This is a genomic window from Pseudomonas sp. NPDC098740 (assembly GCF_044760065.1).
GTDB classification, from domain to species: Bacteria; Pseudomonadota; Gammaproteobacteria; order Pseudomonadales; family Pseudomonadaceae; genus Aquipseudomonas; species Aquipseudomonas rossensis.
Genome location: NZ_JBIWAM010000012.1, coordinates 172,779 through 191,410, shown reverse-complemented (window position 1 = coordinate 191,410; position 18,632 = coordinate 172,779). Strand labels below are relative to the sequence as shown.

Here is an 18,632-nt window from a genome sequence, read left to right as displayed (position 1 = left end):
GGTCGCATCATGACGTGCTGGCTCCAGAGAGAAAACGGAGTACAGCTTCGGGGATCAACTGCTGGCTTTGAATGTGGGGTTCATGGAGCGGTTACGCTAGACTCGCTGACTTCATCCAAAACTTTGAGGCTATCCCGCATCAGTTTGTTGAACGGTACGACGTGCAATGAACGCTCACCCTCGATACCTTTGCCTTTGCTTTTGCCCTTCCTATTTCGGATTATCAAATGATCATCCAAGTATTGGCGCCGCTCGGTTGCCAAGACCTGCTCCGGCCGCTGACCACCCGAAGCAATGAGAAATTTCAGAAGCTCTGATGTCACCAGACTCAAATGCTCAGGTAGTAACTGCCAAAGTGTTGCCAATTCCTCGGTGGAAAGGGCGCGATCGCCAGGTTGTTCCCAGTCGTCCTGGACCGGTACGCTGGCCACAGGGTTGCTGATCAGGCCAAACTTCACTTGGACATCCAGATAACTGCGCGGGTTGTACTCCTGCTCCAACCCTGCCTGAAATGCCGCATGGAGCTGTGAGCGGACGCGATTGCAATATGTGGTAATGCCTGCATCGATCATTTTCACAATGATGTTGCGAATCTGAACCGGACCGATCAGCGAGGCGGGTTTGCTTACCAGGTCTGGGAATGCGTCGCTTACATAATGCTTGAGCGACCACTTCACATCGCCCGCCGAAACTGCCTCCTCGGTTTCGAGCTTCTTGACATACGAATCAAGCAAATCCTGAAAGGTACCTGGTGAAGCTTTCACCCCCTTTTCCTCACGGCACTTGTCACGGGCGATTGTGAGTTTCATCTCAGGCCACGTACCGAGCTTGGCCATCTTCTTTTTACCAGCGACATGCCGCTGAAAATAAAACTCTTTGGTCCCGCTGGGGCGGACCTTGAGAACCAACACCCCTTCCCCCTTTGCGGTACGTCCGTCGGACATGACGTAGTCCCTTTCGCGAGGCTTCAGCGCTTGAATCTGCTTTTCCGTGAGCATTGGTGACAGTTCCTGGTGACAGTCGGCCAGATCTAAGGTGATACCGCGTGAAACAACACGATTGAACACCACCCTCTGAGAGCCCCGATTCTACTGGGCTACAGACAGAAATTGATATCCCCTGTGACGCGCTGAGACTGCACTAGTAAAAGCTTCCCAAGCTGATAACGAGGGTTCGATTCCCTTCACCCGCTCCAATCGAATTTTGGTCTCACGTCAGGAGGTTTTGACGGGAGACGCAGGAACACAAAAACCGGTCCGTTGTGACCGGTTTTTTTGTGCCCAGAATTTGGGGTGCCGGGGAACCTGTCAGGAGCATCAGACCGCATGCTTCCCGTCCCCATGCCTGAATGATATGCAGTGCTATACTATTTTATGGTTTGAATGAAGCGTACAGCGTTCCCCACGGGTACTGATACCGACTGCAAGTCTCGACTGGCAGCTGCAAGACAAAGGAGGTCTACGGCAAGCACGAGATGGGAGGTGTGGCATGAATCGACACTATTACATCAGCAATAATCTCGACGATCTTGAAGCCGTTGAAAATGAACTGGAAGCCAGCGGCATCAATTCCGAACAAATTCATGTGCTCAGCGAACACGTTGCCGATGTTGAACAACATCACCTTCACGAAGTTAACTCGTTAATGGAACAGGATGTTGTCCACTCTGGCAAAATTGGTGCAGTGATCGGTGTGCCACTCGCGGCGCTGGTTCTTGGCGGCGCCTATTGGCTGGGCTGGACCGAATCCGCCGCAGGCTGGATGCCTTTTATCTTTCTTGCCATTGTTGTATTGGGCTTCTGCATCTGGGAAGGCGGTTTTTTTGGTATCCAGGTGCCAAACACTCACTTCAGCAGTTTTAAACAGGTGGTATCAGAGGGAAAACATATTTTCTTCGTAGATGTCGAGCCGGATCAGGAGTCGTTATTGGACGGGGTTATCGGACATCACCCAACGCTGGAGATTGCCGGCACGGGAACTGCCGCCCCCCACTGGACAGTAGCCTGGCAGCACAAATGGCATCAGTTCAAGCGAGTGATCTCGGGTTAGACCCTGGAGACTGAAGGCCATCCGGAAGCTGCTTATTGGCCGAAGGAAATGACCCGGCTGAGGAAAACATAGTCCGCCTCGGTGGCCATCAGTCCGACGAGTACCAGCAAACACAAAGGTGGCAACAGTATGGCGTAGACCAGGGCCAACCGTTCCCAGGCCATATGCATGAAGATGGAGACAATTAAACCTGCCTTCAACAACATGAAAGTGATAATCAGGGACCATCGAAGGTAACCCTGGAAGTGGAAATAGTCGACAAGGTACGACAGCGTGCTGAGGACGAATAACAGCCCCCAGATTTTAAGGTACAAGCTGATTGGATGTTGCTGACCCTGAGCATGTGCCATCACGCGTGCTCCTCTACCATAAATAGAAGAAAGCAAAAATAAACACCCACACCAAATCCACGAAGTGCCAGTAAAGCCCGGCTATCTCGACGTTCTGATAGTTTCCGGAGCGCTCATAATCTCCCCGCCATACTTTCAGCGCCACAATGCTGAGGTAGATGGCGCCGATTGACACATGCAGTCCGTGGAAACCGGTAATCATGAAAAAACTGGCTCCAAACTGCGCCGCCCCCATAGGGTTCCCCCAGGGACGCACCCCTTCTGCGATGAGCTTGCTCCATTCGAATGCCTGCATGCCGACGAAGGTCACACCCAAGGCAGCGGTCGCCAGCATCAGGGCAGCGGTTTTCGCACGATCACGGCGATAGGCGAAATTGACTGCCATGGCCATGGTGCCGCTGCTACTGATCAGCACAAAGGTCATGATAGCGATCAGAATAAGTGGGATCGCCTGACCGCCGATCGTCAATGCGAACACTTCACTGGGGTTCGGCCAGGCGGTGGTGATGGTCATGCGGACCGACATGTAGCCGGTTAAAAAACAGGTGAATACAAAAGTATCGCTGAGCAGGAATATCCACATCATCGCCTTGCCCCAGGGGACCTGCTTGAAAGCCTCCTTATCCGAGGACCAGTCGCTGGCGATGCCCTCCCATCCCGGTACAAGTGGAGAGCCGGGTGGATTGGATGAACTGGACTCGCCTGGGGTTGCTGGGTGCGATGCCATGGCTTTTCACCTCAGGCCGCAGAATCTGGCGATGGCTTCATAGGTTTCCGGTGTGCTGGTTAGCAGCGCGAATAGCACGAACCAAAGACCCAGTAAGTAATGCCAATAGATGGCACACAGTTCTACGCTGGTGCTGAGTTGCGGCAACGGCACGCGCTGCAGGAATTTAGCAACGATTATGCCCCAGGCTATGAGCCCGCCCAGCAGGTGGAGCGCATGCATGCCGGTCAACAGGTAGAAGAAGCTGTTGGCCGGATTGCTGGCGAGAAAGTACCCCCAGGCGACAAACTGCTGCCAGACCCAGAGCTGCCCCGCCAGAAAAACAATGGCGAATACGCCCGCCAATGCAAAGCCAATCACAGTTGCACCCAGTCGAGCCTGTCGGGCCGCCATACGCGACCACTGCAGTGCGACGCAACTGAATACCAGAAAAGCCGAATTCAGCCATAGCTGCCAGAGATTGGCTAACGGCGCCAAGGGCTCTGTCAGGGGTAGCCAGTCGGTCATTTGTGAACGGGCGATAAAGGCGAGCAAGAAGAGAAAGAATAGCGAGCTCACCACGACCAGAAGTAAGCGCAGGCCTATTCTTGCGGTTTGGTTTCGATCGGCACCCTCGCCGGCCTGAATACCCTCCGGATCGCGATTCCAGCTGCCGCCGGGGTCAGCGCCGTCGGCGTTTCTCAATAAAAACCTGCTCATGTTTTAACGTCCGCTATCTTGGTTCCGGCACTCAGTTGCCGCATATGCTCCAGCTCCTCGGCGGAGACTGTTTGCGGAACGAAATCCTGTTCTATCCCCGGCACACTGTAGTCATAGGCCCAGCGATGCACGACCGGCAGCTTCGCTCCCCAGTTACCGTGTATCGGCGGGGTGTTCGGCGTTTGCCATTCCAGACTGGCAGCGCCCCAGGGATTACTGCCTGCGGGCCTGCCTTTAAACACACTCCAGGCCAGGTTAAACAGGAACAGCAACTGGGAAACGCCGACGGCCAATGCGACCACCGTAATGAAGGCATTCAAATCTTGCGCCGACTGCGGGATGAACGCGTAGTTTTCATAGGCGTAGTAGCGGCGTGGCATACCCTGGAATCCCAGGTAGTGCATGGGGAAGAAGATGGCGTAGGTGCCCAGAAAGGTAATCCAGAAATGCAGCTTGCCCAGGGTGTCGTTCAACATGCGCCCGGTGACTTTCGGGAACCAATGATAAATGCCGCCGAACACCACCAGTACCGGTGCGACCCCCATGACCATATGAAAATGGGCGACGACGAAATAGGTGTCCGAGAGCGGAATGTCCACGATCACATTGCCCAGAAACAAGCCGGTCAGACCGCCGACCAGGAAAGTGACGATAAAGGCCAGGGCAAACAGCATCGGCACGGTCAGATGTATGTCGCCCTGCCACAGGGTCAGCACCCAGTTGTAGACTTTCAGTGCGGTCGGCACCGCGATGATCAAGGTGGTGACGGCGAAGAAAAAGCCAAAGTACGGGTTCATTCCGCTGACATACATATGGTGTGCCCAGACCACAAAGCTGAGTACGCCAATCGCAATAATGGCCCACACCATCATTCGGTAGCCGAAGATATTTTTACGCGCATGCGTGCTGATCAAGTCGGAGACCAGACCAAACGCAGGGAGAGCAACGATGTAGACCTCCGGGTGGCCGAAGAACCAGAACAGGTGCTGGAATAAGATCGGGCTGCCACCCTGGTGATCGAGCTGCTGCCCCAGCGAGATCATCGCCGGCATAAAGAAGCTGGTGCCCAACAGCTTGTCAAACAGCATCATGACCGCACTGACGAACAACGCCGGGAAAGCCAACAAGGCCATGATCGAGGCCATGAAGATTCCCCATACCGAGAGCGGCATGCGAAACAATGTCATGCCGTGCGCGCGCGCCTGCAACACCGTGGTGACGTAGTTCAACCCGCCCATGGTGGTTGCGACAATAAAAATCGCCAGTGAGACGAGCATCAGGACGATGCCCCACTCGGTCCCCGGTGTCCCCTGAGTAATGGCCTGTGGCGGATAGAGCGTCCAGCCCGCACCGGTGGGGCCGCCAGGGACAAAGAAACCGGCGAGCAACACTATTACCGCTAGCAGGTAGAACCAGTAACTCAGCATGTTGACATAAGGGAAGACCATGTCCCGGGCGCCCACCATCAGCGGGATCAGATAGTTACCGAAGCCACCCAGAAACAAGGCCGTCAGCAAGTAAATGACCATGATCATGCCGTGCATGGTCATCGCCTGATAGTAAGCACTGGCGTCCATGAACTCCAAAGTGCCGGGGAAGCCAATCTGTATGCGCATCAAGCCGGACAACACCACGGCGATAACGCCCACGAATATAGCCGTCAAGGAATATTGAACGGCGATGACCTTGTGGTCCTGACTCCAGATATATTTGGTCAGGAAACTCTTGGGTTCGTGCAGTGCTTCTGTTTCGGCTTGCTCCGCATAGGCCATCACGTCATCCTCCTGTCGAAGTTTCAGTGCATTCCTGGCTGCTTTACGACTACTTCCCTGGCTCCGCCTTGCTCGCATCAGCGTCGGCATTCGCTTTGGATTTGATAAAAGCGATCAGTGCGTTCAACTCCTGATCACTCGGGGTAAAGGCCGGCATGACGGCTGCGTAGCCCTTGACGATTTTGGCACCGGGATTAACAACCGAATCTTTTATATAGCCCTCATCGGCCTTTATCGTCGAACCGTCGGCAAGGGTTACGGTCTCGCCATACAGGCCCTGCCAGCTGGGGCCGATACCCTTACTACCATCGACACTGTGGCAGGCCAGACAGCCGAGCGACTCGGCCAGCCGCTGCCCCTGCGTCGCCAAGTCGTCACCTGGGCTCGACGCTCGGCCGGGAGCAGGTTCGTCGTCTTGCTGCACGGCACCGAGTGATTTGATCAGGGCGACGAGAGCACCCAGTTCATCGTCATTGAGAGTATAGGCCACCATGATCGGCGGGTAGCCCTGTACCAGTCGGGCCTTCGGATCGAGGATCGACTCTTTCAGGTAGGCCTCATCGACCAGCACGCTGGTGCCATCGACAAGCTGTTCAGTGCGGCCGTACAGCCCCTTCCACCCCGGGCCGAGACTGGCACTGCCATCCTGGCTATGGCAGGCACCGCAGCCGAGGTTTTCGACCAACAGGCGGCCTTTTTCCAGCACGCTGTCCCGACTGGGCTTGGCAGCTGACGTTAATGTCTGCGCAAAAGTCGGTTGGCTGTTCAGCCATTGAGCGAAGGCGTCCCGTTCTTCCACGATCATATGGCCGCGCATGTTGTAATGACCTACGCCACAATATTCAGCGCAAAGGACTTCATATTTCCCGGTTTTAGTCGGCGTAAACCAAAAGTGCGACACCATCCCTGGCACCATGTCCATCTTGCTGCGAATTTGCGGTACATAGAAATTGTGCAGTACATCTTTAGAACGCAGTAAGACTTTCACCGGCTGATCGAGAGGAAGGCGAACTTCATTGTTTTTTATAAGCACATCGTCCTGCCCGGCAGGATCCTTGGGATCAAGGCCGAGGGGATTAGCGGAATCAACAAACTTGATATCCGATTTGCCCAGCTTCCCGTCCTGGCCGGGAAAACGAAAGGTCCACTGCCACTGCTGGGCAACCACTTCAAGTTCATAAGCATTTTTCGGCACCCGGACGAAGTCACTGTAATCAACCAGACCTGGCGCCAACATCGCGGCAATACCTACCGAAGTCACGATAATTAACCAGAATTCCAACTTTTTACTTTCTGGCTGGTAGGCCGCCTTGGCACCCTCCTTGTGGCGAAAACGCATCACGGCTACCGCCATAAATACCGTGATGGCAATGAAAAATATTCCGCTAATGATCAGGGTGATGAACAGGGTGGTGTCTATTGACCCCCAGTTGGAAGCTACCGGCGTCGCATGCCAGGGCGCTAATAGATGGAACAGCACTGATGCAATAACGATTAGTACAAGAATAATTGCCATTGCCATTTTGCTTTCATCCTATTCCTGTTACTCATCGGTATGCATAAGCATCGCCACAGAACAACATCGTCAAATCAATATTAATTTGACGCCAAAACAGGCTAGACAAATACCACCTATCTTCGTGGCAAAGTCCGCAGGAAGTATAGTTCATGGCCGGAACAAGCGCTTTCCCTGAAAAGCCTTGTTGCCTGGATATTCCAACTTCAGCGTCAACTTGATCACTTGAAACCTATTCGCTATATATAACTGTAACTATTCAGCAACACATCTCGCCTGAACGACACATCGAGTAAGCGAGGTCCGGTTGCCAGCTATAATCAGGTCAGATTACGGAAGGCAAAGATCGGCTAAAAACGCTCGCAAAGATCCTCGCCTATGCATAGCGGTCAGACAAATGACGGCCAAGAGATATAGAGTCAAGCCGTCCACAACGGAGATTTCGTCATGAGTGCCTTGACGATCGAAGGCTGGTGCAAAGTCAACGGAGAACAGAAGTCGACCCCAATGGGTGAAATCCATTTGTACGTCGATGGCCCCCTCCATTTGGGTCTGGAGCAAGCTGAAGAACGCCTGCAGAAGACCCATGAGCGTGAAGCCATGGTCGATGTCGACATGAGCACACTGGAATTGATCTTGCCAGAGGGATACGGCCCTTTGTCCGACTGCCAAATGCGCGTCTATATACACAACGAGCGCGGTCAGTTCCATTTGGTCGGGCATCGAGCGAGTGATGGAAGCTTGATCTATAGCAACGCGGTTTTGATTGATCAGCTGATTGACGCCTAGCTACGACGGAATTCTTGGCCATTGGTACGCGAAAGGGACAGACGAAAAGAGCGGGATCTGTCCCTTTTTCATTAACGCATCAGCGCGTCGCAACGATAAACAACCGTGGGAACGGCAGCAGCACTGAACCATCGGCCAACGGCGGATAGGCGAGCTCGATCGCCGTCTGATATTGCTTGAGATACTGCGCCCGTTCCGCCTCATCCAGCGGATCAAGAAACGGTCGCAATCCGCTGCCCTTGAACCACTCGACCACACCAGACGCGCCGCCAGCAAGTGGATGATGGTAAGTCGTGCGCCACACATCGACACGGGAACAGTGGGCTCGCAGCATCGAGTAATAACCACTGGCATCTGCCATCTCCGTCCGCTGCCCGGCGGCGCCCGCCAGTTTGCCAACCCATGGACCATCGGCTGCAACTTCGCGCATCAAGCGATGCGAAGGTTCGTTGAGATTGTCCGGCATCTGGATCGCCAGGCTGCCACCAGACGCCAGCTTGCTCGCCAGTGCAGGCAGCAACTTCGCGTGATCAGGTAGCCACTGCAACACCGCGTTAGCGAAAATCACATCGAACGGGCCGTTTTCGTTCCAGGTATCAATATCAGCCGTATCGAATTGCACCTGCGGCAAGCGCTTGCGGGCGGCGTCGATCATATCGGTCGAACTGTCCAAACCACGCACCGCGGCATTGGCGAAGCGATCAACCAGCAACTCGGTCGAATTACCTGGGCCGCAACCTATGTCGATTGCAGAGCGCGCTTCCACAGCGGGGATCGCGGCCAGCAGGTCACGGGCGGGACGTGTGCGTTCATCTTCAAAAGCGACGTATTGTTTGGCGGACCAACTCATTGCGTTCTCCTGTAGGTGCGTTGTTGTAGCAAGAGGCGGAAAACCGGTTCGCTACGATACCTCGACCGGTGCGCTCTGCCCTATCCGACCTATGGCGAAAGCGGTCAATTAACCCGCCAACACCCACGGGACCAAACGTACAAAGAAGATTTGAATGAGCATTTTTTTATCGCAAAATCTTCTGAAGTCATAACCAAACCGACCGTTCGTCGAACTAGAAGCCAAGCAATTTTGACAGCCTAAAATTCACATCTATAGTCCAATCGCGGCCCGTCGGAAGGAATCCGAACCCGTTAGTTTGCACGCAAGGAGCAAGGCCAGCTCATACCCGTGACAGGTGGGTTCCGCCCGTAGTGTTTTCGCAACGGCCGTAAGGCAAGCAAGCGTTGTTGTGCCTGAAAAGTAACCAGGTATTCACTATGAACAAGGAGCTTTACTATGTCTCGAGTCACGGATGTACTTGTTTCAATCGACACTGAAACCATTCTGAAAAACTACCCGAACATCAGCAAAAACCCTGCCTCGCCGACGTTAATCGACGTCAATCATGTGTACATGGTGACCAATCAGAACAACGTGGTCAGCGGCCAGGCCGGTGGCGAACTTAACTTGAAAGCCCAGGTAGGCGACTTGATTCGCTGGCGTGAAACCAGCCTGTCGCAGAGCTTCGAGACGGCAGTTATTTTCTACAAGTTCGTTGGCAATGCCGGCAACGAGTTGATCTCCACACCCACGCCCCGCAAGGCCACAGCGTGCGTTGCCGTCCCCAACACCAGCAACCCGTCGGTGCCGAGCTGCCAGAAAGTCGATAACCATTACTGGTCTTCGGAAACACTTTCGTGCGGTAGCGTGACCTACCACTTCCATTTCCTGATCGTTGATCGCGACTGCAAGATCGTAGGCTGCTGCTCGTGGGATCCGTTCATTAACATCCGTAACTGACGATGACCAGGCCCCTTGGCGACGAGGGGCCTACCGAGTTCGTTGCCGCTTCGGCCGGGACGGGATGTCTTGCTTGAACCGATGCGGCTGCCGTCTTGAATCAACATCATGAAAGGAATCCATGATGACTTCCGAACCGATTGCCTCCCCCTCGACGAGTATCGCGCCAGCCAATAATGTGCTGCTGATCGTCGATGCCGAATCACTGCTTTCACGCTATCCGCAACCCAGTCTTGAGCCGCAAAACCCGACCGAAGTTGAAGAAGGTTTCATCTTCGCCATCATCGGTACAAAAACAACACAGATCACAACAAATGACAGCTTTATGACGCTTGCCGCCAGTAACGGAAAGAACTTCCATATCCGTGGCAGGACCGTCAGCTTGCTCGCCGAACACAGCGTGGTGTTCTACGAGATGTCTGTAGGTGATGCCGGGGTACTTTCACCGCCCGAACTGGTCGTCCACGCAAACCTGACAGTCCCCGCACCCGATCCCGAAAACCCGACCCAACCGGGCAGCCACACGGCCGATGATCATTATTGGCACTGCACGCAATTGGCGGCCGGGGTGGCAGCGTGCGAACTGAAATTCATGCTGATCAATAAAAGCTGCGAGGCATTGGGGTACTTCAGTTGGACGGTGGACGTGAAGTTGTCGGAGTGAATGGACTCCTAAAAACCGGCCTCAAGGGCTAATGCCAATCAGTTAAGGAACGACACAATCCGTAGCAGCTGGCGAAGCCTGCGTTTGGCTGCGCAGCAGTCGTAAAACCTGAGTTTGCGGTCTTCCTGAAATACCGCATCGTCTGATTTCACGACTGCTTCGCAGCCAAACGCAGGCTTCGCCAGCTGCTACGGATCGCGTTTTGGCTTAACTGATCGGCATTAGCCGCCACTGCCCCGGTATTTACCCATGCGAAATGAGTTTTACCGCCTGCACCTGGGCGCTCCTCGGGTTTATCAACAGCGTCTCGGCTGATCGTTCCGGGAACATCCCCAAATACCTGGCCGAGCTTCATGCTTCAGCCATGCATTACGTCCAGCCTCATCGACGGGAGGACCGCGTTTATCCTCGCGCTATCAGACTTAAATCACCGAAGTATCCGATCAGGAAGAAAAATGCCAGTCAGCTTAACTGACTGGCATTAGCCGTGATGGCCGGTTTTTTTCGCACCGAGCAAGCTCGGTTAGTCGTAATATCCAACAGTCTTCTTCAAGTGATCCGAGTATTCGTAGATATCGTCTATCGAGTTAATTGCGTGCCGGGTTTCATTCTTTTCTTCGTCAAAAATACCGATGTACTTCTGTGAACGATTGAAGTGCAGACGACAGATCGGTTTGCGGTTGTTGTCGTCGAGCAGAATGCCGAAGTAACTCTGGGTGTCGCGCTGAACAATCCGCTTCGCATCGACAACAGACCGAACGACGGCACGGACGATGTGATACCCCTCCAGTTCTTCCAGCGTTGTCAGAACCTTGTCCTCTGACTCGTCTCGCAAATCCGGCTGCTCAGCACTGCTGGAAGAAACCGACAAAGAGGCTAACGCGGGTTGAATAGCACCGCTCATGGCCGACTTAAGCCTATCGTTGATTTGGTCGTTGAGAAACTGCACCACGGCCTTTCTCGTTAGCTCATGGAACTGCTCACGGACGTGCTGATAAATGGCATGACAAACGCGTTCTTGGTCGCTTCTTCCGTCTTAATGGCAGCGCCTTGCAAACGAACTTGGCGGCTAAGCTTGCTAACTTTTCGAAGAATTCCATGAGTGGCCTCTTATCTGGTTCGATCCGTGTGTTTGCATGCTGGCAAATTGATTGCCTTTGATACTAGACACAAACCGGCACAAAGAAAGAATCCAGCCAAGAATTGAGAACGCTCTAGATTTCTTCTACCCAGCCCTGGCTCAATCCGTCTTTGACATCACCAAGATCGCAGCCTTCGGCAGCTCCTACGCCAACCATATTCCAATGTAGAAGGTACCAGGCTCAGATAACCGTTTTTTCAGTGGGCATAGGTAAGTAATTAGAATTTCCAACTCGCCGTCGCTGTCTGAAAATCAGGCGCATCCCTATAAGGAACACGGCTATGAAATTCGCAAAAGTCGCTCAGAAACTTGCCCTGTGGGCGGGCAGCCCAAAGACGTTCATGGGGGCGATCATTCTGATTTTTCTATGGGGTCTGAGTGGGCCGATTTTTCATTTCGACGACACCTGGCAGCTGATCATCAATACCTCGACCACCATCATCACCTTCCTGATGGTGTTCCTGATCCAGAACACCCAGAACCGCGACACGGACATTTTGCATTTGAAGATCGATGAGTTGCTGCGGGTGACGAAGGATGCGCAGAACGCGATGCTGGGGCTCGAAGCACTGGACCTCAAGCAGTTGGAAGCGCTGAGAAAGCAGTATCGGCAACTTGGCGAGGGCGAAACGATTTCCCTGGACGGCACCGTCATCCAGGAAAAAGGTAAGCAGGATTTGAATGAGTGCTGATCGGACATCGCGGGTGGCCCGAGGTCACCCGCGTACTTCGTGGGTTAGCGACTGGCTTGCAGCGCCTTGGCCATTTCCAGGTGGTTCTGCAGTTTGGGCAACGCTTCTTCGGCGAAGGCTTTGATTTCAGGCACGTCGGTGGTTTGCGCTGCCTGTTGAAGCTGTTCGATGGCTTCCTGGGTGGTTTTCACCTGACTGGCCGCGTAGGCCTGGTCGAAGCTCGCGCCGTCCTTCACGTCCGGCATCAAGGCTTTGGCTTTATCGACTACCTCTTCGCGCGGAGCCACCGGCAAATCCAGTTGCTTGGCGATTTTCGTCAGGTGCTGGTTGGCGGTGGTGCGGTCGTTGATGACGACGATGGTGTAGTCCTTGACCTCTTTGGATTCGGTTTTCTGGTGCGCCAGGCGGCTGGCTTCGATATCGGCCATGCCTTTGGCCGATGCATCGTTGATGAATTCGGCGGGGGACTGGGCAAAGGCACTGCTCGCGCACAGGCCCAGCAACGTGGCAAAACTGGCATTGCGTAATCGGGTGGCCATCCGGCTCATGGTCGCGCCCTCCTCGTAAAAAATTCAAACGGGAGCTTACGCTCCCGCCTCTCAATCAAAACTACCTTCACCGCTACTTCGATTTCTGGCCACCTTTGCGGCCCATGTCGGGTTTCGCAGGGTCTTTATCGACAGTCGTGGTGGTAGTTTTCCCACCTTTGCGACCGGCTTCAGGCGCCTTCGTTCGATCGTTGGCGAAGTTTCCCGAGTTCGAGTTTCTTGAGTTAGGCATGATTCTCTACCTCTTGGTGATGATCGCGGCGAGCAGGAGCCCGCATAGGATCAGAATTTCGATCACCGCAAAGGTTTAGAAAAGTTGAAATCGCCGCGACGAACGGTGGCAGATTTTTCAGGCCCCGAGGCGCTGGTGATGTTCGCGCTTGGCGGCATACATGGCCTCATCGGCATGCCTGAACAGCTGCTTTTCCTCGGTGCCGTGCTCGGGGTAATGAGCGACACCGATACTCGGCTGGATGTTCACGCTGTGCCCATCCAGACGCAAGGGTTGAGCCAGAACCTGATGGATTTTTCCCGCCACGTTGTTGGCGTCTTCCGACGCGTGGATGCTGTGCAACAACACCACAAACTCGTCACCGCCAATGCGCGCCACCGTGTCAGTTTCGCGCACGCAGCCTTTGAGCCGATTGGCGACCGCTTGCAACAGCATGTCGCCGACTGCATGGCCGTGGGTGTCGTTGACTTGCTTGAAGCGGTCGAGGTCGACGTACAGCAGGGCCATTCGGCCGGAGTCCGCCCGAGCCAGCGTCAGTGAGTCTTTGAGCCGGTCCCGGAGCAACTCTCGGTTGGGCAATTGAGTCAGTTGGTCGTACTGCGCCATCCGTTGCAGTCGGGCATGCAATTGCTTGCGCTCGATCGCTGTCGCGACCTGGGCGCAAACGTATTGCAGCAGCTCCTTGTCCTGTTCGGTGTAGCGCTCACCACCGGGCACGCTTTTAACGATCAGCGCACCGATGGTGCCGTTTTGTGAACTCAACGGCACACCCAGCCAGCAAGGTGAATGCTGGCCCGCGACCAGCGCCTCAAACCCCTCCAGTGGATTGTCCTGATCCGGGGTCAGCAGAATCGGCTGGCCACTGCGAATTACCTCGGCGCAGAGGCGCCCGGTGATCGTTCCGGGCTGCTCGGGTTGCTGCTCATGGTCGTTAACGTGATAGGGGAAATTCAGCTGCGCACAGTGTTCGTCATACAGCGCCACGGAGAAATTCAGCGCCGGCAGCCATTCACCGATGATCAAATGGATGCGTTTGAACAGCGCCAGTAAATCTTCCGCCGCGTGGGCCGCTTCGGAGATCGCATACAACGCCGCTTGCCGGGACTCGGCCTGCTTGCGCTCAGTGATGTCGCGTGCAACGGCGATGCGCAGTTGGTCGACCTCCGACCAGCGCGCCGACCAGAGGATGTGCACCACTCGGCCATCCTTGCGCAGGTAGCGGTTTTCGAAATTGAGCTTGGGTTCGCCGCCCATGATCTCCCGCGCGGCGTCGAGGGTGCGCTGACGATCGGCGGGATGCACCAGGTCGATCATCGGCTGACCGATCAGCTCCTCGGGGGTATAACCGAAAATACGCTCGCAGGCCGCGCTGACAAATACGAAGCGACCTTGTTTGTCGACCGCACAGACGGCATCTAGCAAGAGATCGATGAAGCTCGCCGACGGCGCGGAATTTCTGGTTGCCATGGTGCAGAGCGCATGTCCGAACAATGCAGCAATAAAAAACCATCCCTTACCGGTCATTCGCCCGTGCGATGACTCTGCAACTGACGCCTCCCTGCGATCAGCTTCAAGCCTTGTTCGTCAACAGCCCCGGCAATGCATGCGCCAAGGCGTTGATGGCGAATCCGATAAACATCACCCCACACAACCGGGTGATCAACAGCTCATGGCGCTGGTACAACATGCGCACCTGCCGCGCACCGACAATGCCAATGAGGATAGCGTAGGCCATGAGGCCACCGACGAAGCTCAGGACAATCAGCCACGGCAGCATCGACCAGTGCAGCAATTCAACACGGCTGGACAGCAGCGCCGTAAAAGTCGCTACCGCCACCGGGTAAGCCTTCGGATTGGTCAGGCCAAACAGAATGCCGTGCCAGAACGGCTGCCGCGCCGGGCCCTGTGGTGCTTCAACACTGCTGCGACGGGCACGAACCGCACGCAGACCGAGCCAGAACAGATACAGCCCGCTGAACACGCCCAGCACATCGAACGCGGTACTGCCGATTTCCCGTGCACCGACAATCGCGATCAGCGCGGTGCTGCACCAGACCACATCCCCCAGCAAATGCCCGCAGAGAAACCCCGCCCCGGCCCTCCGACCACGCGCCGCACCGATGCCGAACACCGCCAACACACCCGGCCCCGGCGTGATGCCGTAGATAAAGCCCGAGGCGAGAACAGCCATTAGCAGCGATGGGGTCATTGGAAGTCCTGTTGAGCCGGGGTGAATGCACGCAAGTCTATCTCAGGTTCCCGGAACCCGACTTACAGATCGTCGAAGAACTTCATTCCCGCATAGGGCCGCTCACGACAGGCTGCCAGCCGTGATGCCAGGTCACCGACATGGGCTTCAAGCTTGTGGCCGTCCGGGTCGAGGAAATAGAAGGACGCGCCTTCACTGCGGTTGTCGCGCCATTCCTGCACGTTGGCGGATTGCAGGCGCTCGACGAACAACGGGAAATCCGATGCGCTGATGCCGAAGGCGTAATGGGTGTAGTCGGCGGCGGGTTCGGATTTGCGCAGCGGATCGAGGGAAAGGCATAGCCACAGGCCCGGTAATGAGAGATAGGCACCGGTGTCCCAGATAGCTTCGAGGCGCAGTTGCAGCAGATCTTGATAAAACGCCACGCTGCGGTTGACGTCGGTGACGGCGAGGGTCAGGTGGTTGAGGCCAGTGAGCAATTTTTTTACCTCAATCGTTAATTGATGAGCCAGTGGTTTGGTCGCCGCGCACTATCCCCTCCTCAATCCGCCCATTCAACCAGTTCAACGCCTGATCCCCGCCCCGCCGCTTGTGCCAAACCAACACAAATGTAAACGACGGAATGTGAAACGGCGGCGGGACCACGATCAACGACTGTTCATCGATATTGAGCAACCCTCGGGACGCAACGGTAAGAATCAGATCAGTGCCGCTGATGAACTCCGGAGCGACGCTCCAGTGCGGCAGGCTGATCGCCACGCGACGGCGTTCACGCAGGGAGGTCAGGGCCCGTTCGATTTCCGGGGTGCCGCTGCCGCGCATTTCCAGCAGGACGTGGGGGCGGGCGAGGTAGGTCGGCAGGTCGAGCACGCCATCGGCAGGCAGGCTGTTGCGGTCGACCAGACAGGCGTAGTGCTCTTCGAACAGCGGGCTGCTGCGCAACTCGTTCGGCAACTCTGGAAAGACGCCTGCCGCCACGTCGATGTCGCCGTTGAGCACACCCTCGAGCATGCCTTCGCGGCTGGCATGGCTGATTTGCAGATCGATGCCCGGCGCTTCCCGGCGCAAGGTCCGTATCAACCCCGGCAGGACGATTGCAGCGCCATAGTCAGACATCGCCAGTCGAAACGTGCGCTTGGCAGTGGCCGGATCGAAGGTATTCGGTGCCAGCAGCGATTGCACCTGAGCCAGGGCTTCGGCCAAAGGTGCCATCAACTCCAGGGCTCGCGGGGTTGGCACGAGGCCGGCGCCCGCCCGCACCAGCAAAGGATCGCCGAGCAGATCACGCAACCGCGCCAAGGCATGACTGACGGCCGGCTGACTCAGGTGCAAGCGCTCGGCGGCACGGGTCACGTGTCGCTCGCTGAGCAAGGCGTCGAGGATCACCAGCAAATTGAGGTCGACGCGCCGAAGATCATTCATCTGATGCATGTTCTGGATAGCGATTTGGAGTTTAAATCTGCGCGACGAATACTCTAGAGTCCAGCAAAACCTGCTGGAGAATCTTCATGAGTACGTTGCATTGGGCCGGGCTGTTGCTGCTGGCCGTGATAGCCGGGGCGGTGGTGCCTTTTCAAAGTGCGATCAACGCCAACCTCGGGCGCGGTTTGGGCCATCCGTTGTGGGCCACCCTCGCGTCGTTGCTGGTGAGTATTGTGGTGTTATTGCCGGTTATGTTGGCGCTGCGGTTGCCGTTGCCGTCGCTGGCGTTCATCAGCAAGGCGCCGCTGTGGATGTGGACCGGTGGCGCGTTTGGGGTGTGCTTTATTTCATTGGCGCTGATGTTGCTGCCCAAACTCGGGGCATCGGGGTTTATGGCGTTGGCGCTGGCCGGGCAAGTGGTTGCGTCGCTGGCGCTGGATCACTTCGGAATGTTTGGATTGGTCGAGCGGCAGATGACCGTGTCGCGGGGGGGTGGCGCTTTGATGCTAGTGGCGGGAGTGGTGTTGATTCAGTTCAGCGCTACACCGGCCAAAGCGGTGATTGCAGCCTCTTGAAAATCAAAAGATCGCAGCCTCCGGCAGCTCCAGGGATGCGTGGTCCCAGGTAGGAGCTGCCGAAGGCTGCGATCTTTTAAAACTTGTCGAGCGTGCGCAGCTTCTGCGGCAACCCCCACAGCAGCAGCGCAACGGCGATCAGCGCGCAAACTCCGATGACGTATAGCGCCGGCGTGGTGCTGCCCGTCAGGTCTTTAATCCGCCCCACCATCACCGGGCTGACGATGCCGCCGAACTGGCCGAGGGTGTTGATTACTGCGATCCCGCCCGCAGCCCCTGCGCCAGCACCGGCCAGCAGTTTTGGCGGCAGGGTCCAGAAGCTCGGGATGGAGGCGATGATCCCGGCACCGAGCAAGCCCAGCGCGGCAATCAGGAAGGTCGTGTGGTTAGCGAAGATCCCCGCACAGAAGAACCCTACCGCGCCCACCGCAACCAGACCTGCGACAAACTTGCGCCGCTCGCCAGTCGAGTCGGACAACCGCCCGATCACCACCATGCTGATCGCGCCGCAGATGTAAGGGATGGCGGTCAGCAAACCAATCATCACCGGACTCTCGGTGCCGGCGCTGCGAATCAGTTGCGGGGCCCAGAAGTTCAAGCCGTAGGACGCCACCTGAATCAGGAAGTAGATCAGCCCGAGAGTCAGGAAACCCGGAATCCGCAGTGCGGCGAGCAACGAGCCGCCACTCTTGTGCGGTTCATGGTGAGCGATGCGACTGGCCAGCAGCGTTTTCTCTGACGGCGTCAGCCAATGGGCGTCTTCGATACGGTCCTTGAGCAACGTCAGCACCAGCAAGCCGAGGCCAATGCACGGCACGCCGCCCAACAGAAACAGCCAGTGCCAGCCACGCATATCGAGGAAGCCGTCGAGGTGTTGCAACACCAGCCCGGAGAACGGTGCGCCGACCAGACCGGCAAACGCCGACGCCAGAAACAACATCGACGTGATGCGCCCGCGATAGTGCTGCGGAAACCACAGCGTCAGGTAATACAACACACCCGGCGCAAAACCCGCCTCCATCGCGCCAATCAAAAAGCGCAGGGCGTAGAACTGCCATTCGCTATTGACGAAGACCATGGCCGCGGTGGCGAGGCCCCAGGACATCATGATCCGGGCGATCCAGCGCCGGGCGCCGACCTTGTAGAGCATCATGTTGCTCGGCACTTCGAAGATCACGTAACCGACCACGAACAACCCGGCGCCGAGGCCGTAAGCGGTGTCGCTCAGGCTCAGGTCGGTCTGCAGCTGGAACTTGGCAAAGCTGATGTTAATGCGGTCGAAAAACGCGAACAGGTAGCAGACCATGATCAACGGCATCAGGCGCCAGGCGACTTTGCTGACCAGGGCTTTTTCTTCGTCGTGGCTTACGGACGGGCTCGCGCCCGCCTCCAGTACATTAAGGCTCATGATGGTTCTCCAGGCGGACTGCCCGTGGGTGTCCGATTGTTTTTGTT

20 protein-coding genes and 1 pseudogene are annotated in these 18,632 nt (G+C 56.1%); 6 read left to right on the top strand and 15 right to left on the bottom strand.

All coding sequences use genetic code 11. The features are described 5' to 3' along the window. Positions 1 to 80 precede the first annotated feature (80 nt). Positions 81 to 998 carry an integrase arm-type DNA-binding domain-containing protein gene (locus ACIQU2_RS17120; RefSeq protein ID WP_403142744.1) on the bottom strand — a complete coding sequence of 306 codons (918 nt, stop codon included), beginning with the start codon at positions 996 to 998 and terminating at the stop codon, positions 81 to 83. Between the two features lie 490 nt (positions 999 to 1,488). Here ACIQU2_RS17120 and ACIQU2_RS17115 point away from each other — a divergent pair, with 490 nt between their 5' ends. Further along, positions 1,489 to 2,049: a magnesium transporter gene (locus ACIQU2_RS17115; RefSeq protein WP_403142742.1), complete on the top strand. Its 561-nt coding sequence runs from the start codon at positions 1,489 to 1,491 to the stop codon at positions 2,047 to 2,049. A gap of 32 nt (positions 2,050 to 2,081) precedes the next feature. Here the strand turns inward: ACIQU2_RS17115 and ACIQU2_RS17110 are convergent, their stop codons facing one another. The 5 genes from ACIQU2_RS17110 to ACIQU2_RS17090 are packed head-to-tail and all read right to left on the bottom strand — an operon-like array spanning position 2,082 to position 7,119. Next, positions 2,082 to 2,399, bottom strand: coding sequence for a cytochrome C oxidase subunit IV family protein (locus tag ACIQU2_RS17110; RefSeq protein ID WP_347803658.1), 318 nt, complete (start codon positions 2,397 to 2,399; stop codon positions 2,082 to 2,084). Between the two features lie 13 nt (positions 2,400 to 2,412). Next, positions 2,413 to 3,126, bottom strand: coding sequence for a heme-copper oxidase subunit III family protein (locus ACIQU2_RS17105; RefSeq protein ID WP_403142738.1), 714 nt, complete (start codon positions 3,124 to 3,126; stop codon positions 2,413 to 2,415). 6 nt (positions 3,127 to 3,132) lie between these two features. Continuing rightward, complete coding sequence (locus tag ACIQU2_RS17100) at positions 3,133 to 3,825, bottom strand: cytochrome c oxidase subunit 3 (RefSeq protein ID WP_403142735.1); 693 nt, start codon at positions 3,823 to 3,825, stop codon at positions 3,133 to 3,135. Beyond that, entirely contained in the window at positions 3,822 to 5,597 is a 1,776-nt protein-coding gene (ctaD, locus tag ACIQU2_RS17095; RefSeq protein ID WP_403142751.1) for a cytochrome c oxidase subunit I, read from the bottom strand. The genes ACIQU2_RS17100 and ctaD overlap by 4 nt, the downstream gene beginning before the upstream one ends. A 49-nt stretch (positions 5,598 to 5,646) precedes the next feature. Continuing rightward, positions 5,647 to 7,119: a c-type cytochrome gene (locus ACIQU2_RS17090; RefSeq protein WP_403142732.1), complete on the bottom strand. Its 1,473-nt coding sequence runs from the start codon at positions 7,117 to 7,119 to the stop codon at positions 5,647 to 5,649. A 441-nt stretch (positions 7,120 to 7,560) separates the two neighbouring features. On the opposite strand from ACIQU2_RS17090, the gene ACIQU2_RS17085 reads away from it, so the two are divergent. Further along, the gene (locus tag ACIQU2_RS17085; RefSeq protein ID WP_347803662.1) at positions 7,561 to 7,902 is read left to right on the top strand and encodes a hypothetical protein; all 342 of its coding nucleotides are present in this window, start codon (positions 7,561 to 7,563) and stop codon (positions 7,900 to 7,902) included. Between the two features lie 79 nt (positions 7,903 to 7,981). On the opposite strand, the gene tam is transcribed toward ACIQU2_RS17085, so the two are convergent. Beyond that, complete coding sequence (tam, locus tag ACIQU2_RS17080; protein ID WP_403142731.1) at positions 7,982 to 8,752, bottom strand: trans-aconitate 2-methyltransferase; 771 nt, start codon at positions 8,750 to 8,752, stop codon at positions 7,982 to 7,984. A gap of 438 nt (positions 8,753 to 9,190) precedes the next feature. Between tam and ACIQU2_RS17075 the strand changes: the two genes are divergently transcribed. Further along, complete coding sequence (locus ACIQU2_RS17075; protein ID WP_403142729.1) at positions 9,191 to 9,694, top strand: inclusion body family protein; 504 nt, start codon at positions 9,191 to 9,193, stop codon at positions 9,692 to 9,694. A 124-nt stretch (positions 9,695 to 9,818) separates the two neighbouring features. Continuing rightward, on the top strand, positions 9,819 to 10,358 hold the full coding sequence (locus tag ACIQU2_RS17070) for an AidA/PixA family protein (RefSeq protein WP_403142728.1): 540 nt from the start codon (positions 9,819 to 9,821) through the stop codon (positions 10,356 to 10,358). A gap of 523 nt (positions 10,359 to 10,881) precedes the next feature. Here the strand turns inward: ACIQU2_RS17070 and ACIQU2_RS17065 are convergent. Continuing rightward, positions 10,882 to 11,358: pseudogene (locus ACIQU2_RS17065) on the bottom strand (restriction endonuclease); the annotation flags it as partial. 422 nt (positions 11,359 to 11,780) lie between these two features. Here ACIQU2_RS17065 and ACIQU2_RS17060 point away from each other — a divergent pair. Beyond that, positions 11,781 to 12,191, top strand: coding sequence for a low affinity iron permease family protein (locus ACIQU2_RS17060; protein WP_347805811.1), 411 nt, complete (start codon positions 11,781 to 11,783; stop codon positions 12,189 to 12,191). A 44-nt stretch (positions 12,192 to 12,235) separates the two neighbouring features. Here the strand turns inward: ACIQU2_RS17060 and ACIQU2_RS17055 are convergent, their stop codons facing one another. The 6 genes from ACIQU2_RS17055 to ACIQU2_RS17030 form a co-directional block, all read right to left on the bottom strand. Continuing rightward, positions 12,236 to 12,739 (bottom strand): DUF4142 domain-containing protein, encoded by a 504-nt coding sequence (locus ACIQU2_RS17055; RefSeq protein WP_403142725.1) that lies wholly within the window; start codon positions 12,737 to 12,739, stop codon positions 12,236 to 12,238. Positions 12,740 to 12,812: 73 nt separating this feature from the next. Further along, positions 12,813 to 12,971: a KGG domain-containing protein gene (locus tag ACIQU2_RS17050; RefSeq protein WP_347805813.1), complete on the bottom strand. Its 159-nt coding sequence runs from the start codon at positions 12,969 to 12,971 to the stop codon at positions 12,813 to 12,815. Between the two features lie 117 nt (positions 12,972 to 13,088). Next, a complete protein-coding gene (locus ACIQU2_RS17045; RefSeq protein ID WP_403142722.1) occupies positions 13,089 to 14,438 on the bottom strand; it encodes a diguanylate cyclase domain-containing protein in 1,350 nt (449 codons plus the stop codon). A gap of 103 nt (positions 14,439 to 14,541) precedes the next feature. Then, entirely contained in the window at positions 14,542 to 15,180 is a 639-nt protein-coding gene (locus tag ACIQU2_RS17040; RefSeq protein ID WP_403142720.1) for a LysE family translocator, read from the bottom strand. Positions 15,181 to 15,242: 62 nt separating this feature from the next. Then, complete coding sequence (gene fos, locus ACIQU2_RS17035; RefSeq protein WP_403142718.1) at positions 15,243 to 15,659, bottom strand: fosfomycin resistance glutathione transferase; 417 nt, start codon at positions 15,657 to 15,659, stop codon at positions 15,243 to 15,245. Between the two features lie 10 nt (positions 15,660 to 15,669). Next, positions 15,670 to 16,611, bottom strand: a complete 942-nt coding sequence (locus ACIQU2_RS17030; RefSeq protein ID WP_403142716.1) for a LysR substrate-binding domain-containing protein — start codon at positions 16,609 to 16,611, stop codon at positions 15,670 to 15,672. A 77-nt stretch (positions 16,612 to 16,688) separates the two neighbouring features. Here ACIQU2_RS17030 and ACIQU2_RS17025 point away from each other — a divergent pair, with 77 nt between their 5' ends. Then, a complete protein-coding gene (locus ACIQU2_RS17025; protein WP_403142714.1) occupies positions 16,689 to 17,177 on the top strand; it encodes a DMT family transporter in 489 nt (162 codons plus the stop codon). 76 nt (positions 17,178 to 17,253) lie between these two features. Here ACIQU2_RS17025 and ACIQU2_RS17020 read toward each other — a convergent pair whose 3' ends face one another. Next, the gene (locus tag ACIQU2_RS17020) at positions 17,254 to 18,585 is read right to left on the bottom strand and encodes an MFS transporter (RefSeq protein ID WP_403142712.1); all 1,332 of its coding nucleotides are present in this window, start codon (positions 18,583 to 18,585) and stop codon (positions 17,254 to 17,256) included. Between the last annotated feature and the right edge of the window lie 47 nt (positions 18,586 to 18,632).